This is a genomic window from Tardiphaga sp. 20_F10_N6_6, from assembly GCF_052076045.1.
Classification (GTDB): Bacteria; Pseudomonadota; Alphaproteobacteria; order Rhizobiales; family Xanthobacteraceae; genus Tardiphaga; species Tardiphaga robiniae.
On sequence record NZ_CP197239.1, the window covers coordinates 1,663,519 to 1,681,970 of the forward strand.

General features: G+C 61.3%; 18 protein-coding genes and 1 tRNA gene. 4 read left to right on the forward strand and 15 right to left on the reverse strand.

The features are described from left to right. Nucleotides 1-2: 2 nt before the first annotated feature. Both AB7813_RS07985 and AB7813_RS07990 read right to left on the reverse strand, forming a co-directional pair. Nucleotides 3-467, reverse strand: a complete 465-nt coding sequence (locus tag AB7813_RS07985; RefSeq protein ID WP_068731522.1) for a (2Fe-2S)-binding protein — start codon at nucleotides 465-467, stop codon at nucleotides 3-5. Nucleotides 468-628: 161 nt separating this feature from the next. Next, nucleotides 629-1,309 carry a TetR/AcrR family transcriptional regulator gene (locus AB7813_RS07990; RefSeq protein WP_439083232.1) on the reverse strand — a complete coding sequence of 227 codons (681 nt, stop codon included), beginning with the start codon at nucleotides 1,307-1,309 and terminating at the stop codon, nucleotides 629-631. A gap of 108 nt (nucleotides 1,310-1,417) precedes the next feature. Here AB7813_RS07990 and AB7813_RS07995 point away from each other — a divergent pair, with 108 nt between their 5' ends. After that, nucleotides 1,418-2,554, forward strand: a complete 1,137-nt coding sequence (locus tag AB7813_RS07995) for an FAD-dependent oxidoreductase (protein WP_439083231.1) — start codon at nucleotides 1,418-1,420, stop codon at nucleotides 2,552-2,554. 5 nt (nucleotides 2,555-2,559) lie between these two features. Here the strand turns inward: AB7813_RS07995 and AB7813_RS08000 are convergent, their stop codons facing one another. The 6 genes from AB7813_RS08000 to AB7813_RS08025 form a co-directional block, all read right to left on the reverse strand. Then, nucleotides 2,560-3,510, reverse strand: a complete 951-nt coding sequence (locus tag AB7813_RS08000) for a 2-hydroxyacid dehydrogenase (protein ID WP_439083230.1) — start codon at nucleotides 3,508-3,510, stop codon at nucleotides 2,560-2,562. 96 nt (nucleotides 3,511-3,606) lie between these two features. Beyond that, a complete protein-coding gene (gene rplA / locus AB7813_RS08005; RefSeq protein ID WP_089268281.1) occupies nucleotides 3,607-4,299 on the reverse strand; it encodes a 50S ribosomal protein L1 in 693 nt (230 codons plus the stop codon). Nucleotides 4,300-4,305: 6 nt separating this feature from the next. Further along, nucleotides 4,306-4,734, reverse strand: a complete 429-nt coding sequence (gene rplK / locus AB7813_RS08010) for a 50S ribosomal protein L11 (protein WP_068731528.1) — start codon at nucleotides 4,732-4,734, stop codon at nucleotides 4,306-4,308. A 129-nt stretch (nucleotides 4,735-4,863) separates the two neighbouring features. Continuing rightward, nucleotides 4,864-5,394, reverse strand: coding sequence for a transcription termination/antitermination protein NusG (nusG, locus tag AB7813_RS08015; RefSeq protein ID WP_068731530.1), 531 nt, complete (start codon nucleotides 5,392-5,394; stop codon nucleotides 4,864-4,866). A gap of 12 nt (nucleotides 5,395-5,406) precedes the next feature. Further along, nucleotides 5,407-5,598 carry a preprotein translocase subunit SecE gene (secE, locus tag AB7813_RS08020; protein WP_068731532.1) on the reverse strand — a complete coding sequence of 64 codons (192 nt, stop codon included), beginning with the start codon at nucleotides 5,596-5,598 and terminating at the stop codon, nucleotides 5,407-5,409. A gap of 247 nt (nucleotides 5,599-5,845) precedes the next feature. After that, on the reverse strand, nucleotides 5,846-8,002 hold the full coding sequence (locus AB7813_RS08025) for a hypothetical protein (RefSeq protein ID WP_439083229.1): 2,157 nt from the start codon (nucleotides 8,000-8,002) through the stop codon (nucleotides 5,846-5,848). Nucleotides 8,003-8,326: 324 nt separating this feature from the next. Here AB7813_RS08025 and AB7813_RS08030 point away from each other — a divergent pair, with 324 nt between their 5' ends. Then, the gene (locus tag AB7813_RS08030) at nucleotides 8,327-9,478 is read left to right on the forward strand and encodes a GGDEF domain-containing protein (protein WP_089268283.1); all 1,152 of its coding nucleotides are present in this window, start codon (nucleotides 8,327-8,329) and stop codon (nucleotides 9,476-9,478) included. 36 nt (nucleotides 9,479-9,514) lie between these two features. Here AB7813_RS08030 and AB7813_RS08035 read toward each other — a convergent pair whose 3' ends face one another. The 3 genes from AB7813_RS08035 to tuf all read right to left on the reverse strand — a co-directional run bounded on the left by AB7813_RS08035 (nucleotide 9,515) and on the right by tuf (nucleotide 12,196). After that, nucleotides 9,515-10,138, reverse strand: a complete 624-nt coding sequence (locus AB7813_RS08035) for a Fic family protein (RefSeq protein ID WP_439083228.1) — start codon at nucleotides 10,136-10,138, stop codon at nucleotides 9,515-9,517. A 541-nt stretch (nucleotides 10,139-10,679) separates the two neighbouring features. Further along, nucleotides 10,680-10,755, reverse strand: a tRNA-Trp gene (locus AB7813_RS08040). Nucleotides 10,756-11,005: 250 nt separating this feature from the next. Beyond that, nucleotides 11,006-12,196: an elongation factor Tu gene (tuf, locus tag AB7813_RS08045; protein WP_184517871.1), complete on the reverse strand. Its 1,191-nt coding sequence runs from the start codon at nucleotides 12,194-12,196 to the stop codon at nucleotides 11,006-11,008. A 174-nt stretch (nucleotides 12,197-12,370) separates the two neighbouring features. Between tuf and AB7813_RS08050 the strand changes: the two genes are divergently transcribed. Further along, a complete protein-coding gene (locus tag AB7813_RS08050) occupies nucleotides 12,371-13,594 on the forward strand; it encodes a serine hydrolase domain-containing protein (RefSeq protein ID WP_439083227.1) in 1,224 nt (407 codons plus the stop codon). Nucleotides 13,595-13,754: 160 nt separating this feature from the next. Here AB7813_RS08050 and AB7813_RS08055 read toward each other — a convergent pair whose 3' ends face one another. Both AB7813_RS08055 and AB7813_RS08060 read right to left on the reverse strand, forming a co-directional pair. Further along, on the reverse strand, nucleotides 13,755-14,522 hold the full coding sequence (locus AB7813_RS08055; RefSeq protein ID WP_089264737.1) for an SDR family NAD(P)-dependent oxidoreductase: 768 nt from the start codon (nucleotides 14,520-14,522) through the stop codon (nucleotides 13,755-13,757). Nucleotides 14,523-14,665: 143 nt separating this feature from the next. Further along, on the reverse strand, nucleotides 14,666-15,403 hold the full coding sequence (locus tag AB7813_RS08060) for a histidine phosphatase family protein (protein ID WP_120293136.1): 738 nt from the start codon (nucleotides 15,401-15,403) through the stop codon (nucleotides 14,666-14,668). Nucleotides 15,404-15,538: 135 nt separating this feature from the next. Here AB7813_RS08060 and AB7813_RS08065 point away from each other — a divergent pair, with 135 nt between their 5' ends. Continuing rightward, a complete protein-coding gene (locus AB7813_RS08065) occupies nucleotides 15,539-16,324 on the forward strand; it encodes an SDR family NAD(P)-dependent oxidoreductase (RefSeq protein WP_120293134.1) in 786 nt (261 codons plus the stop codon). Nucleotides 16,325-16,356: 32 nt separating this feature from the next. Here the strand turns inward: AB7813_RS08065 and AB7813_RS08070 are convergent, their stop codons facing one another. Together AB7813_RS08070 and AB7813_RS08075 are read right to left on the reverse strand one after the other, a co-directional pair. Next, a complete protein-coding gene (locus tag AB7813_RS08070) occupies nucleotides 16,357-17,268 on the reverse strand; it encodes a DMT family transporter (RefSeq protein ID WP_439083226.1) in 912 nt (303 codons plus the stop codon). Nucleotides 17,269-17,430: 162 nt separating this feature from the next. Next, on the reverse strand, nucleotides 17,431-18,342 hold the full coding sequence (locus AB7813_RS08075) for a DMT family transporter (RefSeq protein WP_320444609.1): 912 nt from the start codon (nucleotides 18,340-18,342) through the stop codon (nucleotides 17,431-17,433). Nucleotides 18,343-18,452 lie beyond the last annotated feature (110 nt).

An 18,452-nucleotide genomic window follows, 5' to 3' on the forward strand; every position in this document is an offset into this window, starting at 1 on the left:
GCTCAACCCTCCAGAGATTTGGCGGCGCCATGAATGGCGGCGCGGATGCGGACATAGGTGGCGCAGCGGCAGATGTTGCCGTTCATCGCCAGATCGATATCGTTGTCGGTGGGGGTCGGATTGACGCTGAGCAGCGCGGTGGCGCTCATCACCTGGCCGGATTGACAGTAGCCACATTGCGGCACGTCAAGCGCGACCCAGGCCGCCTGCACTGCCTTGGCTTCCTTGGAGTCGAGCCCTTCGATGGTAGTGATTTCGCTGGTGCCGATGGCCGAGACGGGCATTGAACACGAGCGGACGGTCTGGCCGTCCACATAGACCGTGCAAGCGCCGCATTGCGCGACCCCGCAGCCATATTTGGTGCCGGTGAGACCGGCCCCATCTCGAATTGCCCAGAGCAGAGGTGTGTTGGGATCGACGTCGACCTGACGGGCCTGACCGTTGATCTTGAGAGTGAACGCAGCCATCGCTGATGTCCTATGTCGTCGAATGTACGCCTACATTCGAGTTGTTCTAAACAGCCGACATCTACATCCGCATTGCGGAATAACCCATTCAATTATTTTTGTACCGCGCGGGAACGAAATTGGTTCTTGCGAAACGGCCCTTCAGACCAGTCGTCAGCTTGTCAGAGGCGCCGCGACGCTTCGATGCCGCTCAGGATGAGATCGATTCCGGCGAGAAAGTCCCTGCGGTCGTCGTGCCCCCGCAAATGTGCAGCCATGCTGCGGGTGAATGCATACGCGTCCGGATCGAGCTGAGACCAGGTGGTTGCGACCGCGTCCAGAAAGTCAGACCTGTCGATTCCTCGCGTCCGGCCGAGCTGCCCATTGGCCGCGTTCTGCGCACCGACGCCGAGGATGTAGTTCAGCAACGCACCCACCGTCGCCCACTGTTCCTCGTCCGGCACGCCAAGGGCGCGAACCTGCCGGCCGATGCGTTCGAGTATTCGCACCATGGGCAACTGCCCGGGAGCCCGTGTGAGCGCCGACCCAACCCACGGATGCGCGTCGATCGCGTCGAACATGCCCAGCGCGAGGGTGCGAATGATGGCCTGAGGCGTCGCGCCGACCGGGGGCGCGTTCATCGCGCGGGCGATGATGGCGTCGCAGGCGGCAGTCAGCAGATCGCCCTTGTTGGGCACGTGCCAATAAATAGCCCCGGGGCCCGTGGCCAGCCGTTCCGAGAGGGCGCGGAACGTCAGACCACCTTCCCCGCTGCCGTCCAGGATCGCGATCGACGCTTCGATGATGCGATCCCGGGAGAGCGAGTCTTCGCGTCGTGGGCTGCTGCGAGTTTTCTTGGCCATGTCCCCACCTTGACATAAATGGAACGACGTTCCAATAGAATGGAATGGCGTTCCATTCTAGGTCTTGGGGAATGTCCCGGGACAGCCTGCGACTGCGAAGGTGGCGAGATGAATACTCAAGTGGCGATTGTCGGCGCGGGGCTCGGCGGCCTGACGCTTGCCCGCGTGCTCCATGTTCACGGTATCGCAGCGACGATCTATGAAGCTGAAGCCTCGGCCAACTCGCGGGCACAAGGAGGCCTGCTCGATATTCACGACTACAACGGGCAGCTCGCACTCAAGGCTGCGGGATTGTTCGAAGCTTTCCGCGACATCATCATTGTCGGTGCCGATGCCAAGCGGATACGCGACAAGGACGGCAAGCTGCTGTTTGACAGGCCCGACATGGGCAACGGCGGTCGACCTGAGGTGGATCGAGGAGAGCTTCGCCAGATTCTGCTCGATTCCCTTCCTGCCGACACGATCCGCTGGGGACACAAGCTTACATCGGCGTCTCCGCTCGGCGACGGGCGGCACGTGTTGACCTTCTCCCACGGCTCGACGGTCACGACCGATCTCCTCATCGGTGCCGACGGCGCGTGGTCACGCGTTCGTCCGCTTCTTTCAACAGCGAAACCGGCCTATGTCGGCACGTCATTCGTCGAGACGTTTCTTTTCAACGCCGACACCCGTCACAAGGCCAGCGCGGACGCGGTTGGCGGGGGCACACTGATGGCGATTGCGCCGGGCCAGGGAATCTTTGCGCACCGACACGCCGATGGCACACTGCAGGGCTACGTGGCCCTGAACAGACCGGAGGACTGGATTGCCCGCATCGACTTCTCCGACCGGACGAATGCCCTCGCCCGCATCGCCGCGGAATTCGAGGACTGGGCTCCGGAACTGACAGCGCTCATCACCAACAGCGAGGGCGCCCCTATGCTTCGCCCTATCTATGCGCTGCCGATCGAACACCGATGGGATCGCGTAGCCGGCGTGACGCTGCTCGGCGATGCGGCGCACCTGATGTCACCATTCGCCGGCGAAGGCGCCAATCTCGCAATGTATGACGGCGCCGAGCTCGGACGGGCACTTGCCGCCAATCCGGAAGACGTCGAAGCCGCGCTTATCACTTATGAAACGGACCTCTTTCCCCGCAGCGCGTCTGTTGCCGCTGAGACCGACCGGAATCTGAAGCTGTTCTTCAACGACAACGCGCCTCAGAGCGTGGTTGACCTGTTCACCAGTTTCCAGATCGCCGAATAGCTGCCCTAAACCGCCACCGCGTAGGGCAGCCCCTTGCCCGCGTAAAACGCGTCGAGATTGGCAATGACGCAGTCCTGCATCGCCGTGTGCGAGTCGAGTGTGTGACCACCGATATGCGGCGTCAGCACAACATTCGGCAAAGCCGTGAGTGCGTCGGGCGCGTGGGGCTCCTTCTCGAACACGTCGAGGCCGGCGCCGGCGATGGTCTTGTCCGTCAGCGCCGCTGTCAGCGCAGCCTGATCGATCACCGAGCCGCGCGAGATGTTCACGACGACGCCATTGGCGCCGAGCTTCTTCAGCATCGCGGCATCGATGATGCGGTTGGTATCGGTGCCTGCCCGCACCGCGATCATCAGCACGTCGCACCATTCGACCAGCGCTTCGAGGCTGGGCTCATAGCGATACGGCACATCATGCTTGCTGCGGCTGTGATAGGCGACGTCGCATTCGAACGCCGCGACGCGCGACGCGATCTTGCGGCCGATCTCGCCCATGCCATAAACGCCCACTCTGCGGCCAGGATTGCCGGGCTGCGGCGACATCAGCGGCGACGGCTTTGCCGACGACCAGCCACCCTCGCGCAGATACTGATCCGCAGGCAGCAAGCGCCGCGTCACCGCGAGCATCAGCGTGAGTGCCAGATCGGCGACCGAGGCCGCATTTGCGCCCGGGCTGTTGCCGACCACGATCTTGCGCTCGGCCGCGGCCTTGAAATCGACGCCGTCATAGCCGGTGCCGTAGCAGATGATCGCGCCGAGCGCCGGCATCATGTCCATCACGTCTGCCTTGAGCACCTGACCGCCAGCGGTGATCAGCGCGCGCACGTCTCTCAGTTGGTCAGCGGAAAAGGTCTGCAGCGGTGGCTTGCCTGCAGCGTCTAGAAGATCGAAGTGCTCGCCGATGCGCACCATCTGGGACTTCGGGAAACGCGAATAGATCAGAACCTTCTCGGCCATCGGGACATTCCTGCTGGGTGAAAGAGCGGAAGACAAAAGAAAGGGCGGAACCGGTTGCCCGATTCCGCCCTGGTTTCTTGCAAGCCTTGTTCCGGCTTAGCCGAGCACGGTGCCCGTCTCAACCTTGACGCCGGGGCCCATGGTCGAAGACACGGCAACGCGCTGCAGATAGGTGCCCTTCGCGCCAGCCGGCTTCGCCTTGGAGACGGCATCGACCAGAGCCTTGATGTTTTCGACGAGCTTCTCTTCCGAGAAAGATGCCTTGCCGATACCAGCCTGCACGATGCCGGCCTTCTCGACGCGGAACTCGACCGAACCGCCCTTGGCACCCTTGACTGCGCCGGTGACGTCCATGGTCACGGTGCCGATCTTCGGGTTCGGCATCATGCCGCGCGGACCGAGCACCTTACCAAGGCGACCGACGAGCGGCATCATGTCGGGGGTTGCGATACAGCGATCGAAATCGATCTGACCGGCCTGGACCTTCTCGAACAGGTCTTCTGCACCGACGACGTCTGCACCGGCAGCCTTGGCTTCTTCAGCCTTCGGGCCACGGGCGAACACGCCGACGCGAAGCGTACGGCCGGTGCCGTTCGGCAGAGTGACGACGCCACGGACCATCTGGTCGGCGTGACGCGGATCGACGCCGAGGTTCAGCGAAATTTCGATGGTCTCATCGAACTTCGACTTGGCGCGTTCCTTGACCATCTTGATGGCCTCGGCGACCGGATAGAGCTTCTCGCGGTCGATGCCCTCACGGGCCTTCTTCAAACGTTTTCCAATTGCCATGACCGTTTACCCCGCGACCTCGACACCCATCGAACGGGCAGAGCCCTCAACCATCTTCATGGCCGATTCAATGGTGTCGCAATTCAGATCCTTCATCTTCGCTTCGGCGATCTCGCGCACCTGCGCTTTGGTCACCGCGCCGGCCTTGTCACGACCCGGCAGCTTGGAGCCGGAGGTGAGCTTGGCGGCCTTCTTGATGAAGAAGGACATCGGGGGGGTCTTGAGGGCGAAGGTGAACGAACGATCGGCGTAGATCGTGATCACCACCGGGATTGGGGTGTTCTTTTCTTCCTTCTGCGTCTGCGCGTTGAACGCTTTGCAGAATTCCATGATGTTCAAACCGCGCTGACCAAGCGCGGGACCGATCGGGGGCGAAGGGTTCGCCGCACCGGCCGGCACCTGAAGCTTCAGGTATCCGGTCACTTTCTTTGCCATGTGTCACTCCTGTTGTGCCGGTCATCGACCGGCTGTTTCAGGTTTCGTGGTTCGGTCGACAAGCGGTTGGCAACCGCCCTCTTCCTCCCACGGCCTTAGAAACGCGAGGCGAACCTCACGCTATTGCGATCAGACCTTTTCGACCTGACCGAATTCCAGTTCGACCGGCGTGGCGCGGCCGAAGATCGACACTGCGACCTTCACGCGCGAGCGTGCTTCGTCGATTTCCTCGACGACGCCGGAGAACGACGCGAACGGACCATCGGCCACCTTCACGTTCTCGCCGATCTCGAACGACACCGACGCCTTCGGGCGCTCCACGCCTTCCTGCACCTGGTGCAGAATGCGCATGGCTTCGGCTTCCGAAATCGGCATCGGCTTGTTTTCCGCGCCGAGGAAGCCCGTGACCTTCGGGGTGTTCTTGATCAGATGAAACGCTTCGTCGGTGAGCTGCATCTTCACCAGCACGTAGCCCGGGAAGAACTTGCGCTCGGCGTCCATCTTGCGACCGCGACGTATTTCGGTGACCTTCTCGACCGGAACCAGGATCTGTTCGAACAGGTCTTCCAGGCCACGCTGCTTGGCCTGTTCCTTGATCGACTCCATCACCTTCTTTTCGAAATTCGAATAGGCGTGAACGATGTACCAGCGCATGCTCATAATTCTGTTCCGTCAGTGCATCGTGAGCAAAAAGGCGACGAGGTAGCGGATGACCTGATCCGCCGCAAAAAAGAAGATCGACGACAGCGCCACCATGACGAAAACCATGATGGTCGTGATGGTCGTCTCGCGTCGCGAGGGCCACGTGACCTTGTTGGTCTCGGTGCGCACTTCCTGCAGGAATTTGAACGGGCTGAACGCCATCGTTATGTGATCCGCATCCGTCGTGAGACGATTGAATTGGTTTCAGAATCCGAACAGCCCTCTTGCGCCCAACCCTTTATTCAAGGATGAGCCGCCAAGCGGGCTCGTTCGTTCGGGGATTTGCCGCGTCGGATATCCGGTCACCGGGCCGACAGCGAGTGCAGCTTCCTACTTCGGACCGGACCAAAGGTCAAGGTATCCGGGCCGGACGGGCGGGAACCCTTCCCGCCACCGGATACCACCTGGATTAGCGCCCGCCCACCCCCGGCGACGGTTTGCCGACCGCCGCACGGACGTGCCGGACGACATGATCGGCGACGATGGCGTGGCCCTCCGCGGTCGGGTGCACCGCGCCGCTATACATGGCCGCATAGACCGGCTGCAGGATGTCGAACTGGGTAAAGCCCGTTGCATGCACGTTTGCGGTCAGAAACGCATCATTCGGGGTCCGGAACAGGCGCCAGCGGGACGCATAGGGCAGATAGGCCGCCGGGGAATACGGCGTAAACTCCTCCTTGCCGATCCAGCGTCGCGGCATCGCCATCGCCTCGCCGTCCGCCTGCGGCCGCTTCGGATCGCGCGCACAGAGCCCGCGTTTGGCAAATTCGCTCTGGTGATCGGTGATGAGCTGGAAGCCGGTTCCGGCGCCGGTGGCCAGCGCCGGGCAGCCCCCGCCCCGTCCGTTGGTGATGCAAGCGGTCCGGGCGAAGAAATCGTTGAGGAAGCTCACCGTCTCGGCCAGCCGTTCGCGCGACAGCGACAGTTTCTTGTGGACGTCGAGGCCGAGCGTCGGCTGCGCGCCGCACAGCGCGCCCGTCTCGTCGAACTGGATCGGCTCGTAAGCCGTCTGCAGGACCTTCGCGGGCGCCACGCCAAAGCCGTCGCGCAAGGCATCGCGGAGCGCCACCATGCGCTCGTCGAGCTGCTCCATGTAAGCGCGCGAAACTTGCGGCGAGAACCGGATCTGCTTGCCGAGCAGGTTCGCGATCGGTGCGAGATCGCCGGCGGATTCGGTCATCGCATAGACCATCAGCGGCGAGAAGCCGACATCGTTGCCGCCGATCGAGAGCAGCAGTGTGTCGATCGGCCGCTTGCGCTCATTCGGCGCACACCAGGATTTTGTCACCGGCATATTGGCGACCTGCACGCTGCCGCTGGCATAGGTCGGCAGATTGTAGGTCGCACGCTGCGTGCGGCCCGCGGGGCTTTTGCAGATGAGATCGGCGAGTTGATCGAGCTGGGAACGCACCATCGCGTTGCCGGCCCCCTCGCGCGCCTTCTTCTCGAGGAACAGACCTTCGGTCACCTCCGAGCCGGTGCAGGCCAGACTGACCAGCGTGATCGACCGGTGCGGATTTTCCAAACTGAGTTGCAGCCCGACGCGAAACGGATAGCCGTATTGCGAGCGGTGGCAATCGGGACTGAGCCAGCGCGGATTGGCGGCATTGAACGCCTTGTCGAACTGCGCCGATGCGAGTGGGAAATAAAGCTCCTGCTCCTCGTCGGCGAGCTTGCGCCGCGGCAGATTTTTGTAGTCGAAACTTCCCACCGGTGCAGCGGGGGTCAGTTTCTGTAGCGACTTGGCGGTGCTGCGTGTCGCCATCTCCTCGCGCATCAGGGTTGGATCGTAGACCATCTCGCGGACGGCGCTGAATGTCACCGGAACGTCCGGATTGCTTTCGCCCGAGGCAAAGGAATCGCCGAGCGCCACGATGAAGAGATCCTCGACCACGACCTGCGGGTCGTTCAACGTACGACCGTCGGGCAATCTGACCTGGACCGATGCACCGGACAGGCTGCGATCGACGGCATAAGGCAGGCGCGTGATCTTGAGCGGCGTCGCGCAGGATTGCGTTGTGGTCTCGGTCCTGCTGCCCGGCCTCCGCGGCGTCCAGCTCCAGACGCAATCATACGCGCCGGCTTCGGCAATGCGCTCGGGCGACAGCCGGATCAGCACCGTATGCGCATCCGGCAGCACGTAATCTTCCTTGGCCGTGCCCCACGAATAACGCCGGTCGCAACTCGCGAGATAGCGGCCCTGCCGGCTGTCATAGCAGACGGCGTCGATGGTCTGCGACGCCCAGCCGAGACGCGAGCGATCGTAGCGCGCCCGCGCGGTGTCCGCGCAACTGGTCGGGCTGGTCATGTCGCGGCAATCGGGATCGTTCAGCCGCCGCTCGGTGCGCCACACCACATCGGCGGGCGGCAGCACCATCTCGTTGCGCGCAGCGGGATAGCCGCGCTCATACATCGCGAAGGATGCGGCATTCTTGAAGAAGCGAAATGGACTTTCCACCTGCCAGAGCAGATCGGCGGCATGAGCGCCACGGCTCAATGACAGAAGACCAAAGGACGACAACAGCAACGTCGTGGCCCCCACGACGAACGTCACAAGTAATTTCATTCTCGACTTCCGGCTGAATTCCCAACGGGTGTGTCGCGCGCGCGGCAAGCCAGGTTCATCGCCGCGACCGCACGCCGCAGGGACGCAGCGCAACGGAAACGCGGGGAGCAGCACGATCGCGCATGATTGGCAAAGCCGATGTCGGACATGGCCATCAGCCTATTGAGCAAATTGCCCCGCGGATCGTCAGATTCCATTAACCCCGCGGCCAGACTAAAACGCGAGAAACTACCCAGGTACTCCAGTAAGTGGATGTATTAGCAGACCTAAATGTTTTGATCGGCAGATTGCTTGTTTGATCGGCAATGCGACGGGCATCAGCGAATGACCAGCATCACCACCCTGTCCGAGGGAACCGACGCCTCCACGAGGGACCTCCGCAAGGATTCGGCATTGCGGATCGCGCGGCGGCGAACCGCCTATATCGCGCAGGCGTCGAGCTATCTGATCGATGCCGCAATCCTGCTGCTGTACGCCATGATCGGCGTGACCACCGTGGCGACGGGGGTCGTGTATCTGGCCATCAGGCTCGCTGTGGTCGGCATTGCTGCCTATCTCTCGGAAATCCAGGTCAACGACCGTTTCAAGGACCCCTACCTCACGGTCCCCCTCTCCATCGTCAGCATCATCGTCCAGATCGGCGCGATCTATCTCGTGCCGCAGATCGGCTTCTACTTCATCTCCATCATTTTCGTCGTGCTCGGCTTCGCCGCACTCCGCATGAGTGCGCGCCAGACCGGCATCGTCTGGTCGACCGCAACGCTGGGCCTCGCACTACTTTTCCTGATGACCGACAAGCCGATCGGCATTCCCATGGCCACCGCGACCGAGCGCGCTCTGGCGCTGGCCTGTTTCGTCAGTGCGCTCGGCCGCTGTGCCAGCGCCGGCCTCTACGGCAGCTCGATGCGCGAACTGCTGTATCGTCGCAGCAACGACCTCGCGGCTGCCAATGTGCGGATCGAGGAACTGGCGCAACTCGACGAGCTCACCGGCGCATTGAACCGGCGCTACATCATGAAGTGCCTGAACGACGAGATCGCCAAGGCCCAGCGCAACGCCACAACCTGCTGCATCGCGATCATCGACCTCGATCACTTCAAGAAGATCAATGATCACTTCGGACATCCGGTGGGCGATGAAGTGCTGCGCGCCTTCGCCATCTCTGTCTTCGCCAATATCCGCACCATCGACAGGTTCGGCCGTCAGGGCGGCGAGGAGTTTCTACTGATCCTGCCGGACACCGACATTGATCTTGCGATCCAGACGCTGGATCGATTGCGCGGCCTGATCACGGAACTGAACTGGTCAGCGATTGCGCAGGATCTGACTCTGACGATATCCGCCGGGATCAGCGCCATCAGGCCCAACGATACGCCGGAAGACATTTTGGCGCGCGCCGACCTTGCGCTCTACAGAGCCAAGGATACCGGCCGCGACCGCGTGGTGGCAGCGCCGCAAAAACGGCAGTTCAGCTGAGAACCACTGTTCTCAGCTGAACTGCCGTTCTGGAGGCTAATCCTTGATAGCTTCAGCTGCTGCTTCGGCAGCCTCTCTAAGCTGTTCTTGCAGCAATCCAGCCAGATAAACTGCTAAATCGTTGATGTCGTAGTGGCCAGCCTCCCACGCATCATCCGCTTTTCGAAGAGCAGCTATATAAGGGCCTCTATTGTCTCGAATACGCTCAGGGACAATCACTTTTCCAGGAAGCACTCGTCCAATTTTTGCATTCAGTATGTAGTAACAAATGGCACGCGCCGTCCGACCGTTTCCTTCAATGAATGGGTGTATCCATAGCATTCGCCACAATGCATAAGCTGCAAGTTGGGTGGCCGAAAGCGTGAACCAGTTCTCGTGAATGAATGAGATGAACCGATCCATGAGATCCGCCACCTCTTTAAAATGTGGAGGCGTGTGGTTACCCACGTAAATCGGCTCTTGGCGAAAGCGCCCGCCAAACTGCGAAATATTAGCAACTGCAGCGTGGTTCAAAGACCAGAGAAAGTATTTATCAAAAGAAATTTGACCTTGCTTCAGGCCGATCTCAATACAGTTCGTCAATAAATCGTACTGGCGAATAAGGTTCTTTTCTTGAATTCTAGTGTACAGCGCTAAATCATCTTTTTCTAAGACCAACATGCCCAAAAAAAAGCCCGGTCTAGCCGGGCTCCCCTGATTATCCGATTAATATTGTCTTTGTCGCATCTCGCACCGACTCTTTCGTCACATTCGACGAATGGGGGGCATTCCCATATGCAAAGCTGATCCGTTGCTCCAGCAAATCAGCCTCCGAAACCTTGATATGGCGGGTCTGCTCCAGGAGACGGTCCAGTTCTGGGTGACTTGGTGTTGGACCCAATACGGGTTTTCGTTCTGCCATAGGTCTCTCCTGCGCTGTACCTTACGGTACTTATGATTCCTTAACGCTTATATAGAGCCGATTGTTGACGTACGCAGCATCACTTTTGTCGCGATCATTTTTTTTTGCATTTTGGCAGCGTATTTTGAGCCGCTTCATAGCGGCGTGCTTATTGGCGCCTGGTGACTTGATCGTAGCTGTTCTGAGCCCTTCAAGGCATTCTCGCCGCGACTCCGGCGAAAAGGCCACAGCCACGAGCTCCGGAGAGCCAAGCACTCCGAGAACGAAAATAGAAAATTCGAGCAAAATCAATTAGATAAATGGCAGGGGCGGTAGGGCTCGAACCTACGACAACCGGTTTTGGAGACCGGTACTCTACCAACTGAGCTACACCCCTACGGAAACGACACATCAGTCATTTCGCGCCGTTTGAAGCATATGCGACGCCTGATTTGCAAGAGGCGAAGCGCACCACCCTGATCAAAACCCGCCGGAATCCAAACGGCGGACAAGGGAACCAGCCCCTGCCCGCCGTTTTTGTCGATTACTCGATGATGCTCGCGACGACGCCTGCACCGCAGCCAAGTGCGGTATACCGCACTTGGCTCATTTTCTTTAGGTTGGACCTTTCGGAGTTGTTGCGTCGATCATTCAATGATCGATGCAACCACTCCGGCTCCAACCGTGCGGCCGCCTTCACGGATGGCGAAGCGCAGCTTTTCTTCCATCGCGATCGGCACGATCAGGTGCACTTCCATGGCGATGTTGTCGCCCGGCATCACCATTTCGGTGCCTTCCGGCAGATGCACCACACCGGTCACGTCGGTGGTGCGGAAGTAGAACTGCGGACGGTAGTTGGTGAAGAACGGCGTGTGACGGCCACCCTCTTCCTTGGTGAGGATGTAAGCCTCGGCCTTGAACTTGGTGTGCGGCTTCACCGAACCCGGCTTGCACAGCACCTGGCCGCGCTCGACGTCTTCACGCTTGGTGCCGCGCAGCAGCGCGCCGATGTTGTCGCCGGCCTGGCCCTGATCGAGCAGCTTGCGGAACATTTCAACGCCGGTGCAGATCGTCTTCTGCGTGGCGCGGATGCCGACGATTTCGATTTCCTCGCCGACCTTGACGATGCCGCGCTCGACGCGGCCGGTCACGACCGTACCACGGCCCGAGATCGAGAACACGTCTTCCACTGGCATCAGGAACGGCTGGTCAACCGGACGCTCCGGCTGCGGGATGTAGCTGTCGACATTCTTCATCAGTTCGAGAATGGCGTCGTGACCGAGCTTCTGGTCCGAGTTTTCGAGAGCGGCCAGCGCCGAACCCTTGATGATCGGAATGTCGTCGCCCGGGAAGTCGTACTTCGAGAGCAGTTCGCGCACTTCCATTTCCACGAGCTCGAGCAGTTCCGGATCATCGACCATGTCGCACTTGTTCAGGAACACGACCAGCGCGGGCACGCCGACCTGGCGGGCGAGCAGGATGTGCTCGCGGGTCTGCGGCATCGGGCCGTCAGCGGCCGACACGACCAGGATGCCACCGTCCATCTGCGCGGCGCCGGTGATCATGTTCTTCACATAGTCGGCGTGGCCGGGGCAGTCGACGTGGGCGTAGTGCCGGTTGGCGGTCTCGTATTCGACGTGTGCCGTCGAAATGGTGATGCCGCGGGCCTTTTCCTCGGGCGCCTTGTCGATCTGGTCGTAAGCGGTGAACGTGGCACCGCCCGTCTCTGCCAGCACCTTCGTGATCGCCGCCGTCAGCGACGTCTTGCCGTGGTCAACGTGACCGATCGTACCAATATTGCAGTGCGGCTTGTTACGTTCAAATTTTGCTTTGGCCATAGATCCACCTGTTAAGCCACGCCCGTGCGCAGCACCAAACCGGCGGCTGGTTACAAGGGAAAACGGCCCTGTTCAAGCCCGAACTTCTGGGCCAAGCTCGTCCAACCATGCCGGCGAGCCCCCTATGTAAGCCGGCAAATGACAAGATCAATCAAAGCACTATCGGGAGCCCCCATGAACGCCCAAACTGCCGCAAAACACGCCGTTTCCCTTGAGACCCCCGAGCTGCCGCAGGCCCGGCCGGAAACGCTGGGATTGTCATCAAACCGTCTTCAAATCATGTCGGACGCGTTCAAGCGCGAGATCGACAAGGGCACCACGCCGGGCGTCACCATGCTGGTCTCCCGCCGCGGCCAGATCGGCTATTTCGAGGCCTTTGGCAAGCAGACCCCGGACGGCGCCACTGCGATGTCGAAGGACAGCCTGTTCCGCATCTTCTCGATGACCAAGCCGATCGTGTCATTGGGCATCATGCAGCTGGTCGAGAACGGCCATATCCTGCTCAACGATCCCCTCGCCAAATACATCCCCGCATTCGCCGACACCAAGGTCGGCGTCGAGCGCAATGGCGCGCTCGAACTGGCGCTGCCTGTTCGACCGATCACGATCCAGGACCTGCTGCGCCACACCTCGGGCATCTCCTACGAGATCACCGGCAATGGCATGGTGCAGCGGATGTACCAGAAGTCGAACCTGCGCAATCGCGACATCACCAACGAAGAACACGCGACAATCGTTGCCGGCCTGCCGCTAATCTGCCAGCCCGGCTCTGAGTGGAATTACAGCCGCTCCACGGACATTCTCGGCCGCGTCATCGAGGTCGTGTCCGGCAAGACGCTGGGCAGCTATCTCACCGAGAACATTCTGGCGCCGCTGCAGATGGCCGAGACCGGCTTCCACACAGCAGGCACGAACAAGGACCGTATCGCGCAGCCCTTCCCCACCGATCCCTGGACCGGCGAGAAAGTCGCGCTGTTCGATCCGCTCGAAATTCCGAAGATGGAATCCGGCGGCGGCGGACTGGTATCGAAGACCATGGACTATGCGCGCTTCTGCCAGATGCTGCTCAACGGCGGCACGCTGGACGGCAACCGCGTGATCGGCAGCCGCACGCTGCACCTGATGGCGTCCAATCACCTCAGCCCTAACGTGAAGCTGGAGACACATCTCGTACCGCCCGGCCACAGCTTCGGCCTCGGCTTCGCCGTACGCACCGACGATGGTCACGCGCCCTATGCGGGATCGAAGGGCCAGTTCTTCTGGAGCGGAGTCGCCGGCACGTTCTTCTGGATCGATCCGCAGGAAGAACTGTTTGCGGTGTTCATGTCGCAGGGACCCGGCCAGCGGGAATATTTCAGGACGCTGATCCGGAGTCTCGTCTACGCGGCGGTGGAGTAAGCAAGAAAAACTCGTCATTCCGGGGCGCGGCCGGCGCAAGCCGGACGCGAACCCGGAATCTCGAAATGGCCTGACACCGACGGAGACTCCCACGTCGAGGTTCCGGGTTCGCGGCCGCCGCCTTCGGCGACGTCCTCGCCCCGGAATGACGAGATTGATCTCAGCTAATCGTAGCGCCGCCGTCGATCACCATGGTCTGGCCGGTCATGAAATTCCCGGCTGCAGATCCCAGGAACACCGCAGCGCCTGCGATTTCATCGGGGATGCCGATGCGCAGCAGCGGCGAGCGTGCGGTGGAGGCCTTGAGGTTCTCCGGATTGTCCCACAGCGCTTTCGCAAAGTCGGTCTTGATGAGGCCGGGCGCGATGCAGTTCACGCGGACATTGAACTTGCCGTATTCGCAGGCGAGATTGCGCGCGAGCTGCATGTCAGCCGCTTTCGAGATCGCATAGGCGCCCAGGATCGTCGAGCCTTTCAACCCGCCGATCGACGACACGATGATCACCGAGCCGTCCTTGCGTTCGATCATGTCCGGCACGACCATGCTGGTCAGCCAGTTGTTGGCGACAATGTTGTTGTCGAGAATCTTGCGGAACTGATCGTCAGAAATGCCGGCCAGCGGCCCGTAATACGGATTCGACGCAGCGTTACACACCAGCACATCGATCTTGCCGAACGCCTTCTTGCTTTCGTCGACGAGGTTCTGCAGGTTTTCCTTGCTGGAGATGTTGGCGGCGATCGCCACCGCAGTCCCCTTGCCGAACTGCGCGTTGATCTCCGTCGCCACTTCGTCGCAGACATCCTGCTTGCGCGACGAGATCACCACCTTGGCGCCGTGCTCCGCCATGCGCTCGGCAATGGCACGGCCGATGCCGCGCGTCGAGCCGGTGATGACGGCAACTTTTCCGGTCATGTCGAACAGGTTCATGTGTGTTTCTCCCTAGTTTTTTCTGTTTGAGTTTTCCTCCGTCATTGCGAGGAGCGAAGCGACGAAGCAATCCAGTCCTTCTTGTTGACGAAAAGAACTGGATTGCTTCGTCGCCAAGAGGCTCCTCGCAATGACGGCTATGACTAAGCCAGTTTCGTCGGCGTCACTTCCGGCCCCGCCGGCTGATGCATCGCTGCATGCGACGGATCGGCGATCCAGGGCTGCTGGTTGACCATTGGAATGCGCCAGCCACTATGGCCGTCGCTGGCGAGATGATCGAGCCGCGTGACCGAGCAGTTGTCGATGGTGAAAGCGAGACCGCGATCCGGCTGATCGTTGAGCGCAAGACCAATGGCCGCCTTGATCGTGCCGCCATGCGCCACTGCAATAATATCCTTGCCGGCGTGCTCGACATTGATGCGCTCGATGCCACGGCGCACGCGGTTGTAGAGGTCCATGAAGCTTTCGCCATTCGGCGATGGTTCATCGATGGGCGCGAACCAGTAGCTGCCGACATTGATGGGACGGCTGGCGAAGAACGCGGCGCGGTTCATGCCCTGCCAGTCGCCGAGATGCTGTTCGGCGAAATCCGCTTCATGCGGCATCGCGTCGGGCTTCGGAAATCCTGCGGCCCAGATCGCACTCGCCGTCTGATGCGTGCGCTTGAGATTGCTGGCGACCCAGACGGCATTGCGTGGCAGGATCTTGCCGACCGCATCGAACACCACGCGGTCGCTGCAGTCGCAGTCCATGTCCTTCTGGCCGTAGATGTTGCCGCCGTCACTCCGCACCGGGGCGTGTCGCACCCACCACCACCGCGTCGCCGTCACACCTTGAGGGACTGTATGCTGCGCCACGAACGGTTTCTCGGCGTTGGACATCGTGACCACCCTTCAATACTGTTTCATCCGTCCTACGTCAGAGCGCGAAGCGCCTCAAGCATCTTCGCAGCTTGGCACGCATCATTGAATTCCATATGGCGGCACGCCGCACAAAAAACATACAGGGAGAGAGTTATGGGCCGCCTCGCAGGCAAATCCGTCATCATCACCGGCGCAGGTAGCGGCATCGGCCGCGCCGCAGCGCAATTGTTCTCGCTGGAAGGCGCGAAGCTCATCATCGTCGACCGCAGCGAGAGCGTGCATGAGACAGCCAAACTTGTGAGCGATGCCGGCGGCACCATTGAAGCGATCACGGCGGATGCCGGTTCCGAGAGCGATGTGAAAGCCTATGTCGAGAAGGCACTGTCAAAATACGGCAAGCTCGACGCGATCTGGGCCAATGCCGGCATATCAGGCGGCCTCGTGCCGCTGCTGGAGCAGACCGTCGAGCAATGGCAGGAGATCCTGCGCATCAATCTGATCGGGCCGTTCCTCGCAATCAAGCATTCCATGCCGCATATGGTGAAACAGGGGCACGGCTCCATCGTCCTCACCGCCTCTGTCGCAGGCCTGAAGTCCGGCGCCTCCGGCCATCCCTATGCGTCGAGCAAGGCCGGCGTCATCAGCCTGGTGCAGACCACGGCCTATTCGCTCTCCGGCACCGGCGTGCGCATCAATGCGGTGTGCCCCGGCCTGATCGAGACCGGCATGACCAAGCCGATCTTCGACAATGCCAAGGAGCGCGGCACGCAGGGCAAGATCGGCCAGCTCAATCCGCTGAAGCGCGCCGGCCAGCCGCATGAACTCGCGGCGATGGGATTGTTTCTGGCGAGCGACGAAGCGTCCTATGTGAATGGCCAGGCGATCCCGGTGGACGGCGGCCTCACGGCGTCGATGCCTTACGCGGGCAAACCGATCTAGCCGCGTCGCTATAGCGCGGCGTACTCGCCGCGCTATACGCCGTCAGGCGGAGCGTTCGACGAATTCGTCGCCAGCAAGCGGTCGCGCACGCGCTCGCGGTGGAATGTGTAGATGCCGGACAGCACGATCACGCTCGCGCCGAGCACCATCATGGCGTCGGGCACGTCACCGAAGACCAGATAGCCCAGCAGCATCGCGTAGAGCATCTGCGAATAACGCATCGGCGCGACCGACGAGACATCGCCGACGCGCAGCGCGAGGATGACGCACTGGAATCCGATCAGCGTCATCACTGCCGCCAGCGCCAGCAAAGCGAGCGAATGAAACGATAGCGCAGTCCAGTCCCCGTGCAGCAGCGTGAACACTGCCCCTGCCAGAGTCACCGCAACGGCGGTGAGAAAGGTGACGAACAGCGTGGGAATTTCGGCCGGGATGCGTTTGGTGACGAGATCGCGCGTGGCGTAGAACAACACGGACAGCAGCGCCACCAAAGTGAACTGGCTGAACCCGTCGGCGCCCGGCCGCACGATGATCAGCACGCCAATGAAGCCCGCGGCAATCGCCAGCCATCGCCGCCATCCCACCGGCTCGCCCAGGATCAGCACGGCGCCACAGGTCATCACCAGCGGCAGCGATTGAACGATGGCGGTCACATTGGCGAGCGGCAACGCGCTGACCGCGACCAGGAACAGCGCCGAGCCGCCGATCTCCCCGGAGATGCGCAGCGCCACTGACGGCACGAACAGCAGCCGCTGAGGCCGTAGCGCGCCCTGATGCACCGCCAGCGCACCGATCATGACGCTGGCGAACAGCCCGCGCAGCATCATTACCTCGCTGAAATGCATCTGCACGGTGAGGAACTTGGCAATGGCGTCGTTGACACTGAAGGTTGCCATGGAGACAGCCATCAGCAGGCTGCCGCGCAGATTGGGAGAGAGAGGCAAGACAATCCTGGGTGAGTTACGGTCAGAGCAGACAGGCTCCGAAAGGAGCAAGACTCAGGCCAAATGATTGCGCCTCATGTGCACGAAGACGGACGTGCGAGCCAGATGGCTCACGCGTCCCTGCCATTCACTGTGCGCCGGACTGATGGCCGGGCGCCAAGCCTACAACCCATCCGGCGGCATGCTCGGCGCACTGGCCGCCGGCAACCGGTTGCGAACACGCTCGCGATGGAACGCATAAAGACCGGACAGCACGATCACCGACGCGCCGAGAACCATCGGGCCGTCCGGCACATCGCCGAACACGAGGTAGCCAAGCAACATGGCCCACAGCAGTTGCGAGTACCGGAACGGCGCAACAGCGGAGATATCGCCGGCGCGCAACGCCAGGATCACACACTGATATCCAATCAGCACCAGCACAGCGGCGAGCGCCAGCAGGCCGAGCGACCGGTTCGAGGGTGGCGTCCAGCCGCCCAGCGGAACGAGCAGGATGGCGCCGACGATCGTCACGACGATCGTCGTCAAAAACGTGACGAACAGTGAAGGGATTTCGGTCGGAATGCGCTTGGTCGCGAGATCGCGCACGGTACAGAACGCGACCGACAACAGCGCCAGCAGCGAAAACTGGTTGAAGCCCTCGATGCCGGGCCGGACCACAATGAGAACGCCGACGAAGCCCGCAGCGATCGCCAGCCAGCGCCGCCAGCCCACCTGCTCACCGAAGATGAGTGCCGCACCGAGCGTGATCGCGAGTGGCAGCGATTGAAAGATCGACGATACGTTCGCAAGGGGCAGATGTGCGAGCGACGCCAGAAAAGTCACGGTGCCGCCGATCTCGCCGAATACGCGCAGCGCCACAGACGGGACGAACAGGATACGCAGCGGACGCAGGGCCTTCTGCTGGGTGGCGAGCGCGCCGATCAGCACGGCGGCGAACAGACCCCGCACCAGCATCACCTGACCGAAGTTCATGTGCAGCGTCAGGAATTTCGTGAGCGCGTCGTTGAGGCTGAAGCCGGCCATGGCCGTGGCCATCAGCACGCTGCCGCGAAGATTGGGAGAGAGAGACAAGTGCGTTTCCAGGTCGATCGACGCAGCAGCACTTGCTGCGGCCGGCCCTCTTAGCGGGGCATCTCTAAAGCGATCATGAAAGAGGCGCGATCCCCAATCGGTCGCGCCTC

Excerpts from the sequence above, each read along its gene's own strand:
- AB7813_RS08050 (WP_439083227.1), top strand. The coding sequence starts at position 12,371 with ATGAACGCCCAAACTGCCGCAAAACACGCCGTTTCCCTTGAGACCCCC.
- AB7813_RS08030 (WP_089268283.1), top strand. The coding sequence starts at position 8,327 with ATGACCAGCATCACCACCCTGTCCGAGGGAACCGACGCCTCCACGAGG.
- secE (WP_068731532.1), bottom strand. The coding sequence starts at position 5,598 with ATGGCGTTCAGCCCGTTCAAATTCCTGCAGGAAGTGCGCACCGAGACC.
- AB7813_RS08065 (WP_120293134.1), top strand. The coding sequence starts at position 15,539 with ATGGGCCGCCTCGCAGGCAAATCCGTCATCATCACCGGCGCAGGTAGC.
- AB7813_RS08025 (WP_439083229.1), bottom strand. The coding sequence starts at position 8,002 with ATGAAATTACTTGTGACGTTCGTCGTGGGGGCCACGACGTTGCTGTTG.
- AB7813_RS08060 (WP_120293136.1), bottom strand. The coding sequence starts at position 15,403 with ATGTCCAACGCCGAGAAACCGTTCGTGGCGCAGCATACAGTCCCTCAA.
- tuf (WP_184517871.1), bottom strand. The coding sequence starts at position 12,196 with ATGGCCAAAGCAAAATTTGAACGTAACAAGCCGCACTGCAATATTGGT.
- AB7813_RS08035 (WP_439083228.1), bottom strand. The coding sequence starts at position 10,138 with ATGTTGGTCTTAGAAAAAGATGATTTAGCGCTGTACACTAGAATTCAA.
- rplA (WP_089268281.1), bottom strand. The coding sequence starts at position 4,299 with ATGGCAATTGGAAAACGTTTGAAGAAGGCCCGTGAGGGCATCGACCGC.
- AB7813_RS08055 (WP_089264737.1), bottom strand. The coding sequence starts at position 14,522 with ATGAACCTGTTCGACATGACCGGAAAAGTTGCCGTCATCACCGGCTCG.
- AB7813_RS08000 (WP_439083230.1), bottom strand. The coding sequence starts at position 3,510 with ATGGCCGAGAAGGTTCTGATCTATTCGCGTTTCCCGAAGTCCCAGATG.
- AB7813_RS07985 (WP_068731522.1), bottom strand. The coding sequence starts at position 467 with ATGGCTGCGTTCACTCTCAAGATCAACGGTCAGGCCCGTCAGGTCGAC.
- AB7813_RS07990 (WP_439083232.1), bottom strand. The coding sequence starts at position 1,309 with ATGGCCAAGAAAACTCGCAGCAGCCCACGACGCGAAGACTCGCTCTCC.
- nusG (WP_068731530.1), bottom strand. The coding sequence starts at position 5,394 with ATGAGCATGCGCTGGTACATCGTTCACGCCTATTCGAATTTCGAAAAG.
- AB7813_RS07995 (WP_439083231.1), top strand. The coding sequence starts at position 1,418 with ATGAATACTCAAGTGGCGATTGTCGGCGCGGGGCTCGGCGGCCTGACG.
- rplK (WP_068731528.1), bottom strand. The coding sequence starts at position 4,734 with ATGGCAAAGAAAGTGACCGGATACCTGAAGCTTCAGGTGCCGGCCGGT.